16 protein-coding genes and 1 tRNA gene are annotated in these 16,850 nt (G+C 61.7%); 7 read left to right on the top strand and 10 right to left on the bottom strand.

What is annotated here, in order from left to right:
* Positions 1-656: 656 nt before the first annotated feature.
* Positions 657-1,397: a pentapeptide repeat-containing protein gene (locus P3T22_RS08545; RefSeq protein ID WP_063496801.1), complete on the bottom strand. Its 741-nt coding sequence runs from the start codon at positions 1,395-1,397 to the stop codon at positions 657-659.
* 108 nt (positions 1,398-1,505) lie between these two features.
* Here P3T22_RS08545 and P3T22_RS08550 point away from each other — a divergent pair, with 108 nt between their 5' ends.
* Entirely contained in the window at positions 1,506-1,814 is a 309-nt protein-coding gene (locus P3T22_RS08550) for a DUF2288 domain-containing protein (protein ID WP_063496802.1), read from the top strand.
* 86 nt (positions 1,815-1,900) lie between these two features.
* Positions 1,901-3,253 carry an MATE family efflux transporter gene (locus P3T22_RS08555; protein WP_429324897.1) on the top strand — a complete coding sequence of 451 codons (1,353 nt, stop codon included), beginning with the start codon at positions 1,901-1,903 and terminating at the stop codon, positions 3,251-3,253.
* Positions 3,254-3,313: 60 nt separating this feature from the next.
* Here P3T22_RS08555 and P3T22_RS08560 read toward each other — a convergent pair whose 3' ends face one another.
* Positions 3,314-3,475: a hypothetical protein gene (locus tag P3T22_RS08560; protein WP_181448377.1), complete on the bottom strand. Its 162-nt coding sequence runs from the start codon at positions 3,473-3,475 to the stop codon at positions 3,314-3,316.
* A 141-nt stretch (positions 3,476-3,616) separates the two neighbouring features.
* Between P3T22_RS08560 and P3T22_RS08565 the strand changes: the two genes are divergently transcribed.
* From P3T22_RS08565 to P3T22_RS08580, 4 genes are all read left to right on the top strand, one after another.
* A complete protein-coding gene (locus P3T22_RS08565; protein WP_063496803.1) occupies positions 3,617-3,805 on the top strand; it encodes a hypothetical protein in 189 nt (62 codons plus the stop codon).
* A gap of 236 nt (positions 3,806-4,041) precedes the next feature.
* Positions 4,042-4,118: transfer RNA gene (locus P3T22_RS08570), tRNA-Pro, on the top strand.
* A 184-nt stretch (positions 4,119-4,302) separates the two neighbouring features.
* Positions 4,303-4,761: a phosphohistidine phosphatase SixA gene (gene sixA / locus P3T22_RS08575; RefSeq protein ID WP_063496804.1), complete on the top strand. Its 459-nt coding sequence runs from the start codon at positions 4,303-4,305 to the stop codon at positions 4,759-4,761.
* A 221-nt stretch (positions 4,762-4,982) separates the two neighbouring features.
* On the top strand, positions 4,983-5,795 hold the full coding sequence (locus P3T22_RS08580) for a GNAT family N-acetyltransferase (protein ID WP_429324762.1): 813 nt from the start codon (positions 4,983-4,985) through the stop codon (positions 5,793-5,795).
* A 107-nt stretch (positions 5,796-5,902) separates the two neighbouring features.
* On the opposite strand, the gene ppx is transcribed toward P3T22_RS08580, so the two are convergent.
* Complete coding sequence (ppx, locus tag P3T22_RS08585; RefSeq protein WP_063496806.1) at positions 5,903-7,528, bottom strand: exopolyphosphatase; 1,626 nt, start codon at positions 7,526-7,528, stop codon at positions 5,903-5,905.
* A gap of 200 nt (positions 7,529-7,728) precedes the next feature.
* On the opposite strand from ppx, the gene ppk1 reads away from it, so the two are divergent.
* Positions 7,729-9,792: a polyphosphate kinase 1 gene (ppk1, locus tag P3T22_RS08590; protein ID WP_429324763.1), complete on the top strand. Its 2,064-nt coding sequence runs from the start codon at positions 7,729-7,731 to the stop codon at positions 9,790-9,792.
* A 101-nt stretch (positions 9,793-9,893) separates the two neighbouring features.
* Here the strand turns inward: ppk1 and phoR are convergent, their stop codons facing one another.
* The 7 genes from phoR to pstS form a co-directional block, all read right to left on the bottom strand.
* Positions 9,894-11,207, bottom strand: a complete 1,314-nt coding sequence (phoR, locus tag P3T22_RS08595) for a phosphate regulon sensor histidine kinase PhoR (RefSeq protein ID WP_429324764.1) — start codon at positions 11,205-11,207, stop codon at positions 9,894-9,896.
* Between the two features lie 139 nt (positions 11,208-11,346).
* A complete protein-coding gene (gene phoB / locus P3T22_RS08600) occupies positions 11,347-12,048 on the bottom strand; it encodes a phosphate regulon transcriptional regulator PhoB (protein ID WP_028199153.1) in 702 nt (233 codons plus the stop codon).
* Positions 12,049-12,074: 26 nt separating this feature from the next.
* Positions 12,075-12,779: a phosphate signaling complex protein PhoU gene (gene phoU, locus P3T22_RS08605; protein WP_063496809.1), complete on the bottom strand. Its 705-nt coding sequence runs from the start codon at positions 12,777-12,779 to the stop codon at positions 12,075-12,077.
* Between the two features lie 29 nt (positions 12,780-12,808).
* Positions 12,809-13,657 (bottom strand): phosphate ABC transporter ATP-binding protein PstB, encoded by an 849-nt coding sequence (gene pstB, locus P3T22_RS08610; RefSeq protein WP_063496810.1) that lies wholly within the window; start codon positions 13,655-13,657, stop codon positions 12,809-12,811.
* Between the two features lie 17 nt (positions 13,658-13,674).
* Positions 13,675-14,571 (bottom strand): phosphate ABC transporter permease PstA, encoded by an 897-nt coding sequence (gene pstA, locus P3T22_RS08615; RefSeq protein ID WP_063496811.1) that lies wholly within the window; start codon positions 14,569-14,571, stop codon positions 13,675-13,677.
* Positions 14,568-15,569, bottom strand: a complete 1,002-nt coding sequence (gene pstC / locus P3T22_RS08620) for a phosphate ABC transporter permease PstC (protein WP_063496812.1) — start codon at positions 15,567-15,569, stop codon at positions 14,568-14,570. The genes pstA and pstC overlap by 4 nt, the downstream gene beginning before the upstream one ends.
* A 135-nt stretch (positions 15,570-15,704) precedes the next feature.
* Positions 15,705-16,736: a phosphate ABC transporter substrate-binding protein PstS gene (pstS, locus tag P3T22_RS08625; protein ID WP_063496813.1), complete on the bottom strand. Its 1,032-nt coding sequence runs from the start codon at positions 16,734-16,736 to the stop codon at positions 15,705-15,707.
* Between the last annotated feature and the right edge of the window lie 114 nt (positions 16,737-16,850).

The raw sequence follows: 16,850 nt of genomic DNA on the forward strand, positions 1-16,850 counted from the left end.
TGCGTTCCGCGAAGGCGAACAGCACACCGAGTGCAATCGGGCCGAAAAAAAGCCCGGCACGAAGCCGGGCTAACGGGGGTTCGGCGCATATCGGCAAAGGACCGGTTCACCATGCGCCAGAACGGAATCTAACAACCCGCTTTTACAAGTGCAATCTATTAATTTCGTAAGCAATGTGACGCGGCGTACGGAATCCGCACTACGTGAAGGAAAATGTCTGAAATAGACGGGCAAATACCCTTATCCGCTCAGTGCGAAACGCCATACAAACGGCGAGTCTAAAATCCACGCACCGCTCGCAATGCCTTATGAATCAAACACCTGCCAGCACGACACTGAAAAACCTGAGGAAAGCCCTCTGGCCGGCTCCCGCCAATCGCGCCCAGTATAATCCGGACGCTTAATGCATTGCGAACCTTTAGTGCGCCAGCGCACCATACCGATCTATTAGCCGATATTGAGCGATACGAATAAGCAGCCACGCTTATTCATAACTCATTCGCGAATGGCGAATATATTAAAATCCTCAGATCAACTGACGAATTGTGAAGTTCAAAATCGACTGCGGTTAATGAGCCGATAAATCGGATGATAAGCACATTCAGTCATTCGTTCAAGCTGGCCGAATGTCAAAACCAGCCAGCTTGAAACAGCGGTCACATGACTCGCAGACCCAGTTCGGTCACGAGCACCGCCGCCTGGTGATGCGAAATCGTCGCGCCCTTGAAAAGCGCCGCATCGACGAGCCGTACGCCGCTCAGGTCAGCCTCGCGCAGATCCGCGCCGTCAAAGCGCGCGCCTTTCAGATGGGCATCCTTCAGACTGCCGCCAGCGAAGATCGCTTCGCGGAAATCGACACCGGCCAGATCGGCGTCTGAGAAATCGAGTTGCTGGAGCGTGGCCTTGCGAAACGACAAGCCGCGCAAATGCGCGCCCACCAGCAAGGTTTCGACGAAGCTCAAACCGAGCGCCGCGCAGGCTTCGAAATTGGCGCCGGTCAGCTTGCAACTGTGAAATGACGCCGAGGCAAGCTTGGCGCGCCGCCAGCTGGTGTTGTTCAGATCGCTCGATTGGAACGCCGCGTCGACCAGATCGGCCGACGCGAAATCCGCCTCGCGGCCGCGGCAACGGACCCAGCGGGTATGCGACAGCATCGCGCCGAAAAACGACGTCTCGACGATCGTGCAACGATGAAATTCAGCGCCGCGCAGATCGAGTCGCGACAGATCGGCGCCTTCGAAATCGCAGTCGGTGAAATGGAGCGGCTCTTTATTCCCCGCCTCATTTGCCGCGCTATTCGCAGCGATGAGGCGCTCCACGTCGGTGCGTGTGAGCGTGGCGCTGGTCACCACGCGAGCTTGCGTGCCCGATGCCGGCGCCGTTGAATCCAGTGACATGAAGGTTCAGAATGAATTTCGAAAGACCTCAAGCGTACCGGAATGCGCGCCGCCCGGGCGGTCCGCGCCGATGGTTTATAGTAACGGCCCCGTCAGAACCCGCTTACGATGACTTCCAACAACGCTACGCATAGCCCGCTGTACGCCAAGCTGCTCGCCGAAACTGCCAAAATCGGCTGGACCGAACTCGAGCGCTTTTTCGCGCGCGGCATGTTGCTGCGCGTCGCGCGCGATATCGACCTGGTGAGCGTCGCCGAGGCCATCGCCAGCGACGACACCACGCAGGTCGCACAATGGCTGTCTTCCGGCCTTGTCGAACGCGTGCAGGCGGAAACCGCCGCGGATCTCGCCGCGCGCGATCCCGATCTGTGGGCGGTGGTCGTCTCGCCATGGGTGTGCGTGCAGGAACGTAATTGAGCGACCCTGCGGGCGCCCCGAAGGAAGTCCCCTTGGAAGGCGCGCCGAAGGAAGTCCCCTTAGGGCACGGCGCGGAGGAAGTCACCTTGGTGGACGATGCGGCGGCGACGGCACCCGCGGTCCCCGCGCGCTGGCACCGCCGGGTGCTGACGCTGGCGTTCCCGATCGTCCTCGCCAATCTCACGCAGCCGATTCTCGGCGCAGTCGACACCGCCGTTGCCGGCCATCTGGACGGTGCATACTATCTCGGCGGCGTGGCGCTCGGCGGCCTGTTCTTCAACTTCGTGTTCTGGGGTTTCGGCTTCCTGCGCATGGGCACCACGGGCCTCGTCGCACAAGCGCATGGCGCGGACGACCATGCCGGGTTGCGCAATAACGTCGTACGCGCGCTGTTGCTGGCGGCGGCGATCGGCGCAGCGGTGCTTCTGCTGCAAGTGCCGATGATCGGCTATGCGTTGCGCGCGATCGGTGGCAGCGACGCGGTGCAGCGCCACGCACAGCTCTACTGCCACGCGCGCATCTGGGCCGCGCCGCTCGCGCTCGGCAATTATGTCGTGCTCGGCTGGCTGCTCGGTACGCAGAAGGTGCGGCTCGCGCTGCTCTCGCAAGTGTTCATCAACAGCGTGAACATCGTAGCGGTGCTGTTGTACGTGTATGTATTCGATTGGGGCGTGGCCGGCATCGGCGCGGCCACGGCCACCGCCGACGCACTCGGCTTCGTACTCGGCGCCGCATTGTTGTGGCACGGCAGGCCGCGCGGCCTGCCTGCACCGAGCCGCGCCGCCCTCTTCGACGCTGCGGCGCTCAAGCGTCTGGTGGTACTGAATCGCGATATCTTCGTGCGCACGCTCTGTCTGCTGTCGTCGTTCGGCTGGTTCGCGCATCTCGGCGCGAGGCAGGGTGACACCACGCTTGCCGCCAACGCGCTGCTGCTCAATTTTCAGACCTTCATGGCCTATGGACTCGACGGCTTCGCGCACGCTGCCGAAGCGCTGGTAGGCGCTGCGATCGGCGCGCGCGACCGGCACGCTTTAACGCAGGCCATCAAGGTGACGGCGCTGTGGTCCGCGCTCGGCGCACTGGGCTTCTCGCTGGTGTACTGGGGCGCGGGCTCATGGATCATCGAAGGTCTGACCAATCAGGCCGCGGTGCGCGCGACGGCCGAGACTTATCTGCCATGGGCCGCGCTCCTGCCGGTGATCTCCGTATGGGGTTTTCTGCTCGACGGCGTGTTCATCGGCGCCACTCGCACGCATGAGCTGATGACGTCGATGATGGTGTCGTTTGCAGTGTTCGTCGTGGCTTCGTGGGCCTTGCTGGCGCTGTACGGCAATCACGGTTTGTGGGCCGCCATGCTGATCTTCATGGCCGCGCGCGGCATAACCCTCGCGCGCTTTCTGCCAGGCGTCGTACGAGGCATGGCAGGCGTGGGCGCCTAGCCTTTGCGTCGGCGCCCGGTGTGCATGCGCCGGGGCTTCGCTTTCAATCCCAGCAGACGCTCAGGGCGCGGGGGCCATGACAGGCGGCCGGTCGTCGGTCGGTACGCCGTGGTAGTCGACGGGATCCTTCGGCGGCGGCCCGCCATGATGCCCGGAAGGATCGTTGGCACAGCCGGCGAGTCCGGCAGCCAGCATCAACGCAATCAACAAAACGCGATTCATAGACTCTCGATAAAGACAAAAACGGCAAAGAAGCGCCCAGAGTTTACCCGCAATTCGCATTCGACGATGTCGCGCGAGGCACCCCATTTCGTTACGCGTGCGCTACTATAAAGGCACGGTTACGTGTCATAGGAGACTGCCATGGACGCTGAATCGATCGCAGGTCTGATCGGACTTGCAATAGGTCTGCTCGTGCTGCTCGCCCTGTCGATTTTTGAGGCCAGAACCTACAGGCGCGAACACGACGGCGAAGGCATGCTGCATCACTGGATCACACACCAGCACATGCCGCACATGAACATGCCGCACTGGATGCGCCGCCGGCATTGAGGGGATAAATCGGCGCGTCGCTCTGCACAAAGGCGACGCGCTAACCTTCGACGGTGCGATTCTCGCGCTTGCCGCGTGTGTTGATCGCCGCAACGATCCTGCCACCAAGGACCGCCGAGCGCGCAGTGACGCGCAAGCTTATGCTGTCCGCTGCCGACGTCCGAGACCTTTTTTTCATCCCGACGCAATTCGTGATTGACTCTGGCACACAATGCCACGTAGAATCTCGGATTCGTCGGAGCGTAGCGCAGCCTGGTAGCGCATCTGATTTGGGATCAGAGGGTCGAAGGTTCGAATCCTTTCGCTCCGACCACGAAAAAGCAATACGAAACCCGCGTCGCCTCTGGCTTCGCGGGTTTTTGCTTTTGGGCTATCGGCGCCACGGGGTTCAAGCAAACTGATTGATGCTCAGCCTTGCGCCCGCATGAGCGCGCATGCGACAGTGATTGAAACCCGGCGCCGCTGTCCACGCCGCAACCAGAGTCAAGGAGGCACGCATGGATCTGATCCTCTGGCGTCACGCCGAAGCCGAAGATTTCGCCGCCAGCGATCTCGCCCGCGCGCTGACCACGAAGGGCCGCAAACAGGCGCAAAACGTCGCCAAATGGCTGCGCACCCGCCTCCCTGAGGACGCTGTGATCCTCGCAAGTCCCGCGGTGCGCACCATCCAGACCGCCGAAACCTTGAGCGACCAGTATCGCGTGGTGCGCGAACTCGCGCCCAACGCCAGCGCGGACGACGTGCTCAAGGCCGTCGGCTGGCCCAAAGGCATCTCACAGACCGTCGTGATCGTCGGCCATCAACCGACGCTCGGCCACGTCACCGCACGTTTGCTTGGCAATAGCGAAGCGAGTTGGCCGCTGAAGAAAGCTGGCCTGTGGTGGATCGAAAGCCGTGAACGCAACGGCGACGACCAGGCTGTGCTGCGCGCGGCGATGAGCCCCGACCTGATCTGAACCGGGCGCACAGCCTGGCGATCAAAGAGGTCCAACAACGCGCTCGAGCGCACCGGTCGCGCAGAAACAACACACGCCCTGCCCGGCCCGCGATATGACAGGCCGCGCGCACGCAGCTTACGGGCAGTCATCCAATCGTCATGGGTTTGCCATGCGAGCGTCACCCGGCGTTACTACATTGGCGAAAAAAGAAATCTCCCTTTTTTCGACCAGGACGCCACATGCGAGAACTGCCGACGCCCACCCTGCCCCTGGCTTCGATCTTCGAAACGCGCCGCCTGCCGCGCGCCGAAGAGACGGTCACCGCCCAGCATCGCCTGCAAGTGACGTGGGCACGCACCGACGAGGAACTACGCGAGGCCCAGCGTCTGCGCTACCGTGTATTCGCCGATGAAATGGGCGCACGTCTGACGGGCCCTGCCGGCCTCGACGTCGATTCGTTCGATTCATACTGCGATCACCTGCTGGTGCGCGATCTCGACACGCTGAAGGTGGTCGGCACCTATCGCGCGCTGCCACCGCATCAGGCCGCCCGTATCGGACGCCTGTATGCCGAAAGCGAATTCGACGTGTCGCGTCTCACGCACCTGCGCGCGAAGATGGTCGAAGTGGGCCGCTCGTGCGTGCACCCGGACTATCGCAGCGGCTCGGTAATCATGTCGCTGTGGGCAGGGCTTGCCGCCTACATGAAGCACAACGGCTACGAAACGATGCTCGGCTGCGCGAGCGTCGCGATGGTCGACGGTGGCCACTACGCGGCGAATCTTTACTGCTCGCTGCGCGACAACGCGCTGACGGCGCCGGAATATCGGGCGTTCCCGCACACGCCGCTGCCGGTGGAAGAATTGCAAACCGGCGCCAACGTCGCACCGCCGCCGCTGGTGAAAGGCTATCTGCGCCTCGGTGCGAAGATTTGCGGCGCGCCGGCCTGGGATCCCGACTTCAACACGGCGGACTTTCTGACGCTGTTGCGCCTGACGGATATCAACGCACGTTACGCGCGGCACTTCCTCGGCGACGCGTCGCCGCGCTGATTAGCACGCAAACCCGCGCAAACCACCCGGCCAATTCAGCCGGCTGACGATGCGCGTAAAAAAAGCCCGGCATTTCCGCCGGGTTTTTCAATTACAACGCAGGATTCTCAATCGTCCGTGTAGACCACGCGATACGGGATGCCAACCTTCTCCCACTCCGCCGCCTCCTGGATCAGGCTGTAATCGGTCAGCGGGTTGTTAGCTACCCATTCGTTCGGCAGACGCACCTCGTAACCGCCATTGACCTGCGCGACCGCGATGCCCGGCAAGCCGACATCGGCACGCCGGCGGCACAGCAGCGCCGCGAGCCGCAGACAGAACAACAGCGGCCATTCCACCTCGCGCGTTTGCGACAGCTTGCCGAGCTTCCCCGCGTGGCCGAGCACCAGCGCGGCGAGCCGCGCCTGGTCGGTGCGCGAAAAACCCGGCATGTCGGCGTTGCTGGCGATATAAGCCGAATGCTTGTGATAAGCGCTGTGGGAAATCGACAGCCCGATTTCGTGCAAGGCCGCAGCCCAGCCGAGGAACATGCGATTCTCGGCGCGGCGCTCCTCATCCGGCTCGGCAAACTGGTCGTAAAAGCGCACCGCGAGTTCACCGATACGCCCGGCCTGCGCGCGGTCCACGCCATAACGGCGCATGAAACCTTCCGCCGTCACCGTACGCATGTCCTCGTGCTGCGAACGGCCCAGCAAGTCGTACAGCACGCCGAGGCGCAGCGCGCCATCTGTCGTATCGACGTAATCGACGCCGAGTTCGTCGAACACCGCCATCATGATCGACAGGCCGCCGGCCAGCACCGGAATGCGATCGGCCTTCAGCGCGACCAGCTTCAGACGATTGACGTTCTCCGCCTTGATCAGCGCGCGCTTGAGGCGCTCGAGGCCGCCGCGCGAGATGCCGTGCGTGACGCCCGCATCGTTGAAGCCGTTTGCCTCGACCAGCTCGGCGAGCGCCCGTGCAGTGCCGGACGAACCGATGGCTTGTTCCCAACCGGTTTTCTTGTATTCGGCGGAAATGATCTGGATTTCACGGCCCGCGGCGAGTTCGGCCTGGCGCATCGTGTATTCGTCGACATTGCCTGCGGGGAAGAACGCGCGGCTATGGCTCACACAGCCGATATACAGGCTCTCCATCTTGATCGGCGTGTAGTGCGAACCGATGATGAATTCCGTCGAGCCGCCGCCGATATCCACCACGAGACGCTTGCCCGCGCTCGCGGGCACGGAGTGTGCAGCCCCTGCATAAATCAGGCGCGCTTCCTCACGCCCGGCGATCACTTCGATTGGGAAGCCGAGCGCGGCTTGCGCCTCGCCGAGAAACTCGCCCGCGTTCTTGGCGATGCGCAGCGTGTTGGTGGCGACGGCTCGAACATGATCGGGATGAAAATCGCGCAGCCGCTCGCCGAAGCGCTTGAGCGCATCCCAGCCACGCACCTGCGAGGCGCGGTCGAGCATCTTGTCGCGCGACAGACCGGCGGCAAGGCGCACCGGCTCGCGCAATGCGTCGACCTGATAGATCTGGCTGCCGGCGTCGGTTTCCTCGACCCGGCCCACGATCAGCCGGAAGCTGTTCGAGCCGAGGTCGACGGCAGCAAGGAGTTGTGGAGTAGTGGCCATCGAGTAAGCGGACTCCATGCGCGCGTGCGCGGCGGCGTTGGATGCGGAAGGTGCCGGATATCCACTCGGCGCCTTGGGCGCCTTATGGCCAACCGCGCTGTTCAAAGACGCCATTCTAAGCGTAGCGGACCTCACGATGTCGCCTCGCAGTGATGGGGTGCCCTATGGTCCCATATGCACTGCGTCATAATTACGACACGCGACGAATACGGCGTACAATTTGTAAGACCTGAATGTCATAACAACGTCATCATACTGTGAGAATTTCCGAGCGTCTTTCTGTCTCCCCTCCTGACACTCCACTCTCGCTGCCGATGTCCATCCGCTACCCCTTATTGAATCGCGAGCTGGGCATTCTGGGTTTCAACGAGCGTGTGTTGGCACAAGCTGCCGACCCAGCCGTCCCTTTGCTCGAACGCCTGCGCTTCATCTGCATCACCAGTAGCAACCTCGACGAATTCTTCGAAGTCCGCATGGCCGGCCTGCAGGAACAGATGCGCGACAACCCCGGCGCGCCGTCGCCGGACGGTATGTCGTTGCAGCACGTGTACGACCTCGTGGTCGAACGCGCGCAGAGGCTCGTGCATCGCCAGTACACCATGCTGCACGACACGGTGCTCACCGCGCTCGAAGCAGAAGGCATCTATTTTCACGGCACTGAAGCGTGGAACGAAGCGCAGACCGAATGGGCGCGCAATTACTTCTTCGACGAACTGCTGCCGGTGCTCACGCCGATCGGCCTCGATCCGGCGCACCCGTTTCCGCGCGTGCTCAATAAGAGCCTGAACTTCGTCGTCGAACTGGAAGGCAAGGATGCGTTCGGCCGCCAGGCGATGATGGGCATCGTGCAGGCGCCGCGTGCATTGCCGCGGCTCGTGCGCATGCCACAGGAACTGTCGGGTTATCCGCATGGTTTCGTGCTGCTGAGCTCGTTGCTGCAGCGCTTTGTCGGCGAGCTGTTTCCGAATCTGGTGGTGCGCACCTGCAACCAGTTTCGCATCACGCGCAATAGCGAACTGTTCGTCGACGAAGACGAAATCACCAATCTGCGTGTCGCCTTGCAGGGCGAACTGCCGGCGCGGCATCTGGGCAATGCGGTGCGGCTCGAAGTGTCGGCGGACACGCCCGCGCATGTCGTGCGGCGCCTGCTCGACGAAAGCAGCCTGAGCACCAAGGATTGCTATTTCGTCGACGGTCCCGTCAATCTGGTTCGGCTGATGCAATTGCCGGAGATGGTGGACCGGCCCGACCTGAAGTTCGTGCCGCATATTCCTGCGATTCCGCCGCAGATCGCCAACAGCGCGAACATGTTCGACGTGATCGATCAGGGCGACGTGCTGCTGCATCATCCTTACGAGAGCTTTCAGCCGGTGCTCGAACTGCTGCTGCAGGCAGCTAAAGACCCGAATGTGGTGGCCATCAAGCAGACCATCTATCGCACCGGCACCGACTCCCCGCTGATGGACGCGCTGATGCAGGCGGCGCGCAACGGCAAGGAAGTGACAGTGGTGGTTGAACTGCTCGCGCGCTTCGACGAAGAAACCAATATCAACTGGGCGTCGCAGTTGGAAGCGGTGGGCGCGCATGTCGTGTACGGCGTGGTGGGCCACAAGTGCCACGCGAAGATGATGCTGATCGTGCGGCGTGTGTCGTCGGGCGGCAAGACCACGCTCAAGCGCTATGTGCACCTGGGCACCGGCAACTATCATCCGCGCACCGCGCGTCTTTATACCGACTTCGGCCTGATGACCGCCGATCAAAAGATCTGCGAAGACGTGCACCACGTGTTCCAGCAACTGACCGGCATCGGCGGTGAACTGAAGCTGCATGAGTTTTGGCAGTCGCCGTTCACGCTGCACCCGAAACTGGTCGAGGCGATTCGCGCGGAAGCCGCTCACGCGCGCGCCGGCAAGAAGGCCCGCATTGTCGCGAAGATGAACGCGCTGCTCGAACCCACCGTGATTGCCGAGCTGTACGAAGCATCGCAGGCCGGCGTGAAGATCGATCTGATCGTGCGTGGCGTCTGTTCGTTGCAACCGGGTGTGCCGGGTTTGTCGGAGAACATCACGGTGCGTTCGATCGTTGGGCGCTTTCTCGAGCATCATCGCATCTTCTATTTCCACGACGACGGCAAGGAACTGGTGTATCTGTCGAGCGCCGACTGGATGGACCGTAACTTCTTCCGGCGTGTGGAAGTGGCGTTTCCGGTCAACAACCGCCGCTTGAAGCGGCGTGTGATTGCCGAAGGCCTGTCAGCGTTTCTCGGCGACAACCAGTCCGCCTGGTTGATGCAAAGCGACGGTCACTATCGGCGCCGGCGGCCGGGGAAATCCTCGCGCAATGCGCAGATGAGTCTGCTGGGGAAATTCTGTTCGTAAGTTCGCGCTTTTCTGATCATGCTCGCGCGCCGCTGAAGCGCCGACGCCCATGAAAAAAGCCCGCCTTGGCTACAGGCGGGCTTTGTTTCATGCCACTTTTGCTAGACCGGCGCCGGTTGCCGGCGCGCCGTGCGATACACCGGGAAGCGCACGGTGAAGGTGCTGCCACGCCCCTCTTCGCTCTTCACGTCGAGCTGAGCATCGTGCCGCTGCAGCACATGCTTGACGATGGCGAGGCCGAGGCCCGTACCGCCCGTATCCCGCGAGCGGCTGCGGTCGACGCGATAGAAGCGCTCGGTCAGACGCGGAATATCGGCTGCCGGGATCCCCAGGCCGCTGTCCGTGACCGAGAAAACCGCACTGCCGCCGTAGGTGTGCCAAGTCACCATGATTGCACCGCCGTCCGGCGTGTAGCGGATCGCATTGGTCACGAGGTTGCCAAGCGCACTGAGTATTTCCGTTTCCACGCCGGTGACAGTGAGCCCTTCGTCAGCGTCGAACACGATCTTGTGATGGTCGCTCGACAGGCTTGCCGCGTCGTCCTTCAGATGCCGCAACACCGCGCGCATATCGATCATCTGATCGCTCGGCGGCTTGTTGTCGCCTTCGAGCTTCGCGAGCACCAGCAAGTCATTGACGATATGACGCATCCGCGAGGCCTGCTGCTCCATCAATTCGAGGTAGCGTCCGCGCTCGGCTTCGCTCAACGGCAATTCCCGCATCGTCTCCAGAAAACCTGAGAGCACGGTCAGCGGCGTCTTCAGTTCATGCGAGACATTGGCGACGAAGTCGCGCCGCATCGCATCGGTACGCTCCAGTTCGGTGATGTCTTGCGACAGCACCAGCTTGCGATTTGCACCGTACGGAAACACCTGCACCGACAGCACGTTCTGGCGCTTGTCGCCCATGCCGCGCATGATCAGCATCTGCTCGTAGCGCTGCGAATTCAGATAGCGCACGAAATCGGGATGACGCACCAGATGCGTGATGTGCTGGCGCAGATCGCGTTTCGCATCGAGCCCGAAATGAAGTTCGGAGATCGCGTTGCACCACTCGATCTGATCGTGGTCGTCGAGCATCGCCACGCCGTTCGGCGAAGCCTGGATCGCCTGAATGAAACGCGAATGCTGCTGCTCGACCTGCCGCACCTGCGCATGCCAGCGCTTCGCAAGCTTGTGCAGACGGTAGTAGATTTCGCCCCAGATGCCGGGAGCGCTCGGCACTTCACCGTAGACCGGTGCGTCGAGCAAGCGCCATAAACGCTGCTTGTGGAAGGTGCTGAAGAAGCTCTGCGCGAGCAGCATGACGATCGCGAGGACGAGCCCAGCCTTGACGTTCAGGAGTGCGCCGACGACCACGCACAGAACAGCCAGCAGCACGACCGACACGATGGAGCGCGCCCAGATGATGTTCATGTTCTAGCGATCGAAGAGGAAACCGTTCACGCCGGGATCTGAAAAACGCGGCGCTTAGCCAAACCGATATGGCAGATGTGGCGTATGCGACATTCACGGCGCGCGTGGCTCAAACACCGCCACTCGCGCTACCGCCAAGTCAGGCGCTCTTCGCGAGCCGGTAGCCGCTGCCGCGCACCGTCTCAATCATAGCATCGCACCCGGCCGGCTTGAGCGCGGCGCGCAGACGCTTGATGTGCACGTCCACCGTGCGCTCTTCGACGAACACGTGATCGCCCCACACCTGATCGAGCAGTTGCGTGCGGCTGTGCACGCGCTCCGGGTGCGTCATGAAGAAGTGCAGCAGACGGAATTCGGTCGGGCCGAGGTCCAGCTTGATTTCGCTGCCTTCCGCATGGGCCGCTACGCGGTGCGTCGCCGGATCGAGCTTCAGACCGTTGATCGCCACCAGGTCTTCGGTCAGCTGTGGCGCGCGGCGGCGCAACACCGCCTTGATACGCGCCATCAGTTCCTTCGGCGAGAACGGCTTGGTGACGTAGTCGTCGGCACCGATTTCGAGGCCGAGCACCTTGTCCTGTTCATCGCCGCGCGCGGTCAGCATGATGATCGGAATGTGCTTGGTGCGCTCGTTGTTGCGCAGATCGCGGGCGAACGCAATGCCCGACTTGCCCGGCAACATCCAGTCGAGCAGGACGAGATCGGGCAGTACGTCGCTGATCAGGTTCTGCGCCTGCTCCGCGTTGTACGCGCGAATCGGGCAGTGTCCGGCGTGTTGAAGATTGACCGAAATCAGTTCGGAAATGGCGGGCTCATCTTCAATGACGAGAATGCTGCTGGGCATCGGCACCTCTGTTCCTTATATCTGGATTAACTGAGTGCTTCGCGTTCGAGCGCATCGCGCGACTTGTGCCGCACGTCGGTGCCCTTGACGATGTAAATGATGAATTCGGCAATGTTCTTCGCGTGGTCGCCGATCCGCTCGATCGCCTTGGCGATGAACAGGAAGTCGAGGCCCACCGAAATCGAACGCGGATCTTCGGTCATGTACGAAATCAGCTTGCGAACGAAAGCGCGGAATTCTTCGTCGATCGCCTTGTCGTCGCGCATGATCTGCGCGGCGGCGACCGTGTCGAGACGCGCAAAGGCGTCCAGCGCGCGGCGCAGGATCGACACCGCCATTTCTCCCGACAATTTGATCTCGGCGATATTGATGCTGCGCGAGGCGCCGTCTTCCATCAGACGCTTGGTGCGCTTGGCGATTTTTTCGGCTTCGTCGCCGGCGCGCTCGAGATTCGTGATGGTCTTCGAAATCGCGATCAGGAGGCGCAAGTCGCGCGCGGCCGGCTGACGGCGCGCGATGATGTTGCTGCACTCTTCGTCGATTTCGACTTCCATCGTGTTCAGGCGCTCTTCGGCCGCGATGACCTGTTCGGCGACTTCGAGGTCGAAGTTGTTGAGCGCGATCATCGCGTTGACGATCTGCGACTCGACCAGGCCGCCCATTTCCAGCACCTTCGAAGAAACGAGGTTCAGGTCGGCGTCGAACTGGCTGGACAGATGTTTATCGGACATGTCGTACTCCGTTGTTTTTGCGCGGCGGCCTAGCCGAAGCGGCCAGTAATGTAGTCCTCGGTTTCCTTGCGGACCGGCTTGATGAAGATCTTTTCGGTGTCGCCGAATTCGATCAATTCACCGAGGTACATATAGGCAGTGTAGTCCGAACAGCGTGCGGCCTGTTGCATGTTGTGAGTGACGATCACCACCGTGTAATCGCTCTTCAATTCAGCGATCAACTCTTCAATACGGCCCGTGGAAATCGGGTCGAGCGCGGAGCACGGCTCGTCGAGCAGCAGCACTTCGGGACGGATCGCGATACCGCGTGCGATACACAGACGCTGTTGCTGGCCGCCGGACAAACCGTAGCCGCTCTGGCCCAATTTGTCCTTCACTTCGTTCCACAGCGCGGCCTTGGTCAGCGCCCATTCCACGCGGTCGTCCATTTCCGAGCGCGGCAGCGTTTCGAACATCTTCACACCGAACGCGATGTTGTCGTAGATCGACATCGGAAACGGCGTCGGCTTCTGGAACACCATGCCGATCCGCGCGCGCAGCAGCGAAATATCGCGCTTGGAGGTCAGCAGGTTTTCGCCGTCCATCAGGATCTCGCCTTCGGCGCGTTGTTCCGGATAGAGCGCGTACATCTTGTTGAGCGTGCGCAGCAAGGTGGACTTGCCGCAGCCCGACGGGCCGATGAACGCGGTCACCTTGCCTTCGGGAATCCGCAGGTTGATGTTCTTCAGCGCGTGATACTTGCCGTAGAAGAAGTTCAGGTCGTTGATCTCGATCTTCGGACGCGACGGCGCTTGCGCCTGGCCGCTTTGGGCGGGATCGAAGCCGGCGGGCGCTGTCGGACGTGCGGTCGGATTGATTTGAGTTTCTGCCATATTCATCGGATTACACTCCGCCCTTACTTATTCGAAAAGATCGTGCGCGCGAGGATGTTCAATCCCAGCACCGCGAGCGTGATCAGGAAGACGCCGGCCCATGCAAGCGATTGCCATTGCGCAAACGGGCTCATTGCGAACTTGTAGATCGTGACCGGCAGGTTCGCAACCGGCTGGCCCATGTTCAGCGAGAAGAACTGGTTCGACAACGCGGTGAACAGCAGCGGCGCGGTTTCACCGGCAATGCGCGCAACGCCGAGCAGCACGCCCGTGACGATGCCGGCGATCGAAGCCTTCAGCGTGATCGACAGCACCATCTTCCACTTCGGCGTGCCGAGTGCGAAAGCAGCTTCGCGCAGGGCATTCGGCACCAGCTTCAGCATGTTCTCGGTGGTACGGATCACGATCGGAATCTGCAGCAGCGCGAGCGCGAACACACCGGCCCAACCGCTGAAGTGACCCATCTTTGCGACGACCAGCGCGTAGACGAACAGACCCACGACGATCGACGGCGCCGACAACAGGATGTCGTTGATGAACCGCGTGACACTCGCAAGCCAGCCCTTCTGACCGTACTCCGCGAGATAGACCCCCGCCAGAATGCCGATCGGCGTGCCGACGAACGTTGCGAGCGCAACCAGCATCACGCTGCCGACGATCGCGTTGGCGAGACCGCCGCCATCGGTGTTCGGCGGCGGTGTGGATTGCGTAAACAATTCGACCGACAAGCCGCCGATGCCGAGACGCAGCGTCGTATAAAGAATCCACACCAGCCACAACAAGCCGAACGCCATGGCCGCGAGCGACATGGTCAGCGCAATCGCATTCTTCGCGCGGCGGCGTCCTTGCAGACGCACGCGCATCGCTTCGAGCACGGCGGGGTCGTTCGAACCCGGCATATTCAAGGTGGGCCGGCTCATTTCGCGCCCTCCCCTTTTTCGAGACGAAGCAGCATGATCTTCGAGATCGCCAGGACGATGAAAGTAATCACGAACAGGATCAACCCGAGTTCCATCAGCGCCGACGTATGCAGGCCCGGATCCGCTTCCGCGAATTCGTTGGCGAGCGCCGAGGTAATACTGTTGCCCGGCGAAAACAGCGAGACGTTATCGAGCAGGTTGGTGTTGCCGATCACGAAGGTCACCGCCATCGTTTCGCCGAGCGCGCGGCCGAGGCCGAGCATCACGCCGCCAATTACGCCGCTCTTGGTGAAAGGCAGCACGATCTTCCACATCACTTCCCAGGTCGTGCAGCCGATGCCGTACGCCGATTCCTTCAGGAGGACGGGCGTGACTTCGAACACGTCGCGCATCACCGCGGCGATGTACGGAATGATCATGATCGCGAGAATGACGCCCGCACACAGAATACCGATGCCGATCGGCGCCCCCTGAAACAGCGCGCCGACGAACGGAATGCCGCCCAACACCGTGCCGAGGGGCTTTTCGAACCACGTCGCGAATATCGGGGCGAACACCAGCAGACCCCACATGCCGTAGACGATCGACGGGATCGCCGCGAGCAGTTCGATGGCGACACCGAGCGGACGGCGCAGCCATGCGGGCGCGAGTTCGGTCAGGAAAAGCGCGATGCCGAAGCTGACGGGCACCGCGATGATGAGCGCAATGAGCGAGGTCGCGATCGTGCCGTAAATGGGTACCAATGCGCCGAATTGCTTGCTAGGTGGATCCCAGTCGGCGGTCCACAGGAACGCGAGGCCGAACTGCTTGATCGATGGCATGGAGGCGACGATCAGCGACACGATGATGCCGCCGAGCAGCAACAGCGTGACGATGGCGGCGAGACGGGCAAGGCCGCCGAAAATGATGTCGCCGGTGCGGCTAGGCGCTTTCTGCTGCGACGCGCTGCCGGGCGGTGTCGACCTCGCCGCGCCAGACGCTAATTGGATATCGGACATGAGAGCCTGATGGACCTGTTTCCAGTTGCCGTATGACACTTATCGTGCGGCGGATGGTGCTGGGGTAATGCCATTGGCCGTCCTCGACTGAGGACGGCCAATGTGTCGCGAGATGCCTACTGCCTGTTACGTCGCTTATTCAGCGATCGGCTTGCCCGCAGCGTCCTTCACCTTCGACTTCCACTGCGTACGGATTTCCGACACAACCGAATCCGGCAGCGAGATGTAGTCCAGATCGTTCGCGGCTTGCGTGCCGTTCTTGAACGCCCAGTCGAAGAACTTCAGCGTTTCGGTACCTTGCGGCGCCTTGTCCTGCGTCGTGTGCAGCAGCACGAACGTTGCGCCGACGATCGGCCATGCGTTCTTGCCCGGCTCGTTCGTGAGGATCTGGTAGAACGACTTCGACCAGTCCGCGCCCGCTGCCGCTGCCTTGAACGTGTCAGTCTTCGGCTCGACCACTGCACCCGACGAATTCTTCAGCGCGACGTACGTCATGTGGTTCTGCTTCGCGTACGCCCATTCGACGTAGCCGATTGCGCCCGGCAGACGTTGCACGAAGGCGGCGACGCCGTCGTTGCCCTTGCCGCCCGTACCCGTCGGCCAGCTGACCGTCGAGCCTTCGCCAACCTTCGACTTCCAGTCAGCGTTGACCTTCGACAGGTAGTTCGTCCAGATGAAGCTGGTGCCCGAACCGTCGGCGCGGCGAACCACGGCGATGTCGGTATCCGGCAGCTTGATCTTCGGGTTCAGCGCAACGATCGCCGGATCGTTCCACTTCTTGATTTTGCCCAAATAGATGTCGCCGAGCACTTCGCCCGACAGCGTCAGTTCAGCCGCCTTCACGCCCGGCACGTTGATGACCGGCACCACGCCGCCGACTACCGTCGGGAACTGGAACAGGCCTTCCTTGGCGAGTTCCTCGTCCTTCAGCGGAGCGTCCGAACCGGCGAAGTCGACGGTCTTCGCGACGATCTGCTTCACGCCACCCGACGAGCCAATACCCTGGTAGTTGACCTTGCCGCCGCCCGACTTCTGGTAGGCGTCAGCCCACTTCGTGTAGATCGGCGCTGCGAAGGTGCTGCCCGCGCCGGTGATGTCTGCGGCTTGCGCGGCGATCGCGAAAAGCGCGCCAGCGACGCCAGCGAACACGGTTTGCATCAATTTCATGAGACCTCCAAGGGTGTGAGCGGTGTTAGCGAATAACATGAACACCGCGAAGCTTAGGGTCTCTTTGTGACAGTAACGTGACTAACCGTGAAACGGATGTGACAGTTTGATTAC

The sequence above is a fragment of the Paraburkholderia sp. GAS348 genome (assembly GCF_050434205.1).
GTDB lineage: Bacteria > Pseudomonadota > Gammaproteobacteria > Burkholderiales > Burkholderiaceae > Paraburkholderia.

Coding starts and splice junctions, on each gene's coding strand:
- pstB (WP_063496810.1), bottom strand. CDS start 13,657: ATGAATATGGCAGAAACTCAAATCAATCCGACCGCACGTCCGACAGCG.
- pstS (WP_063496813.1), bottom strand. CDS start 16,736: ATGAAATTGATGCAAACCGTGTTCGCTGGCGTCGCTGGCGCGCTTTTC.
- P3T22_RS08550 (WP_063496802.1), top strand. CDS start 1,506: ATGACTTCCAACAACGCTACGCATAGCCCGCTGTACGCCAAGCTGCTC.
- pstC (WP_063496812.1), bottom strand. CDS start 15,569: ATGTCCGATATCCAATTAGCGTCTGGCGCGGCGAGGTCGACACCGCCC.
- ppx (WP_063496806.1), bottom strand. CDS start 7,528: ATGGCGTCTTTGAACAGCGCGGTTGGCCATAAGGCGCCCAAGGCGCCG.
- phoB (WP_028199153.1), bottom strand. CDS start 12,048: ATGCCCAGCAGCATTCTCGTCATTGAAGATGAGCCCGCCATTTCCGAA.
- P3T22_RS08565 (WP_063496803.1), top strand. CDS start 3,617: ATGGACGCTGAATCGATCGCAGGTCTGATCGGACTTGCAATAGGTCTG.
- sixA (WP_063496804.1), top strand. CDS start 4,303: ATGGATCTGATCCTCTGGCGTCACGCCGAAGCCGAAGATTTCGCCGCC.
- P3T22_RS08580 (WP_429324762.1), top strand. CDS start 4,983: ATGCGAGAACTGCCGACGCCCACCCTGCCCCTGGCTTCGATCTTCGAA.
- pstA (WP_063496811.1), bottom strand. CDS start 14,571: ATGAGCCGGCCCACCTTGAATATGCCGGGTTCGAACGACCCCGCCGTG.
- phoR (WP_429324764.1), bottom strand. CDS start 11,207: ATGAACATCATCTGGGCGCGCTCCATCGTGTCGGTCGTGCTGCTGGCT.
- ppk1 (WP_429324763.1), top strand. CDS start 7,729: ATGTCCATCCGCTACCCCTTATTGAATCGCGAGCTGGGCATTCTGGGT.
- phoU (WP_063496809.1), bottom strand. CDS start 12,779: ATGTCCGATAAACATCTGTCCAGCCAGTTCGACGCCGACCTGAACCTC.
- P3T22_RS08545 (WP_063496801.1), bottom strand. CDS start 1,397: ATGTCACTGGATTCAACGGCGCCGGCATCGGGCACGCAAGCTCGCGTG.
- P3T22_RS08560 (WP_181448377.1), bottom strand. CDS start 3,475: ATGAATCGCGTTTTGTTGATTGCGTTGATGCTGGCTGCCGGACTCGCC.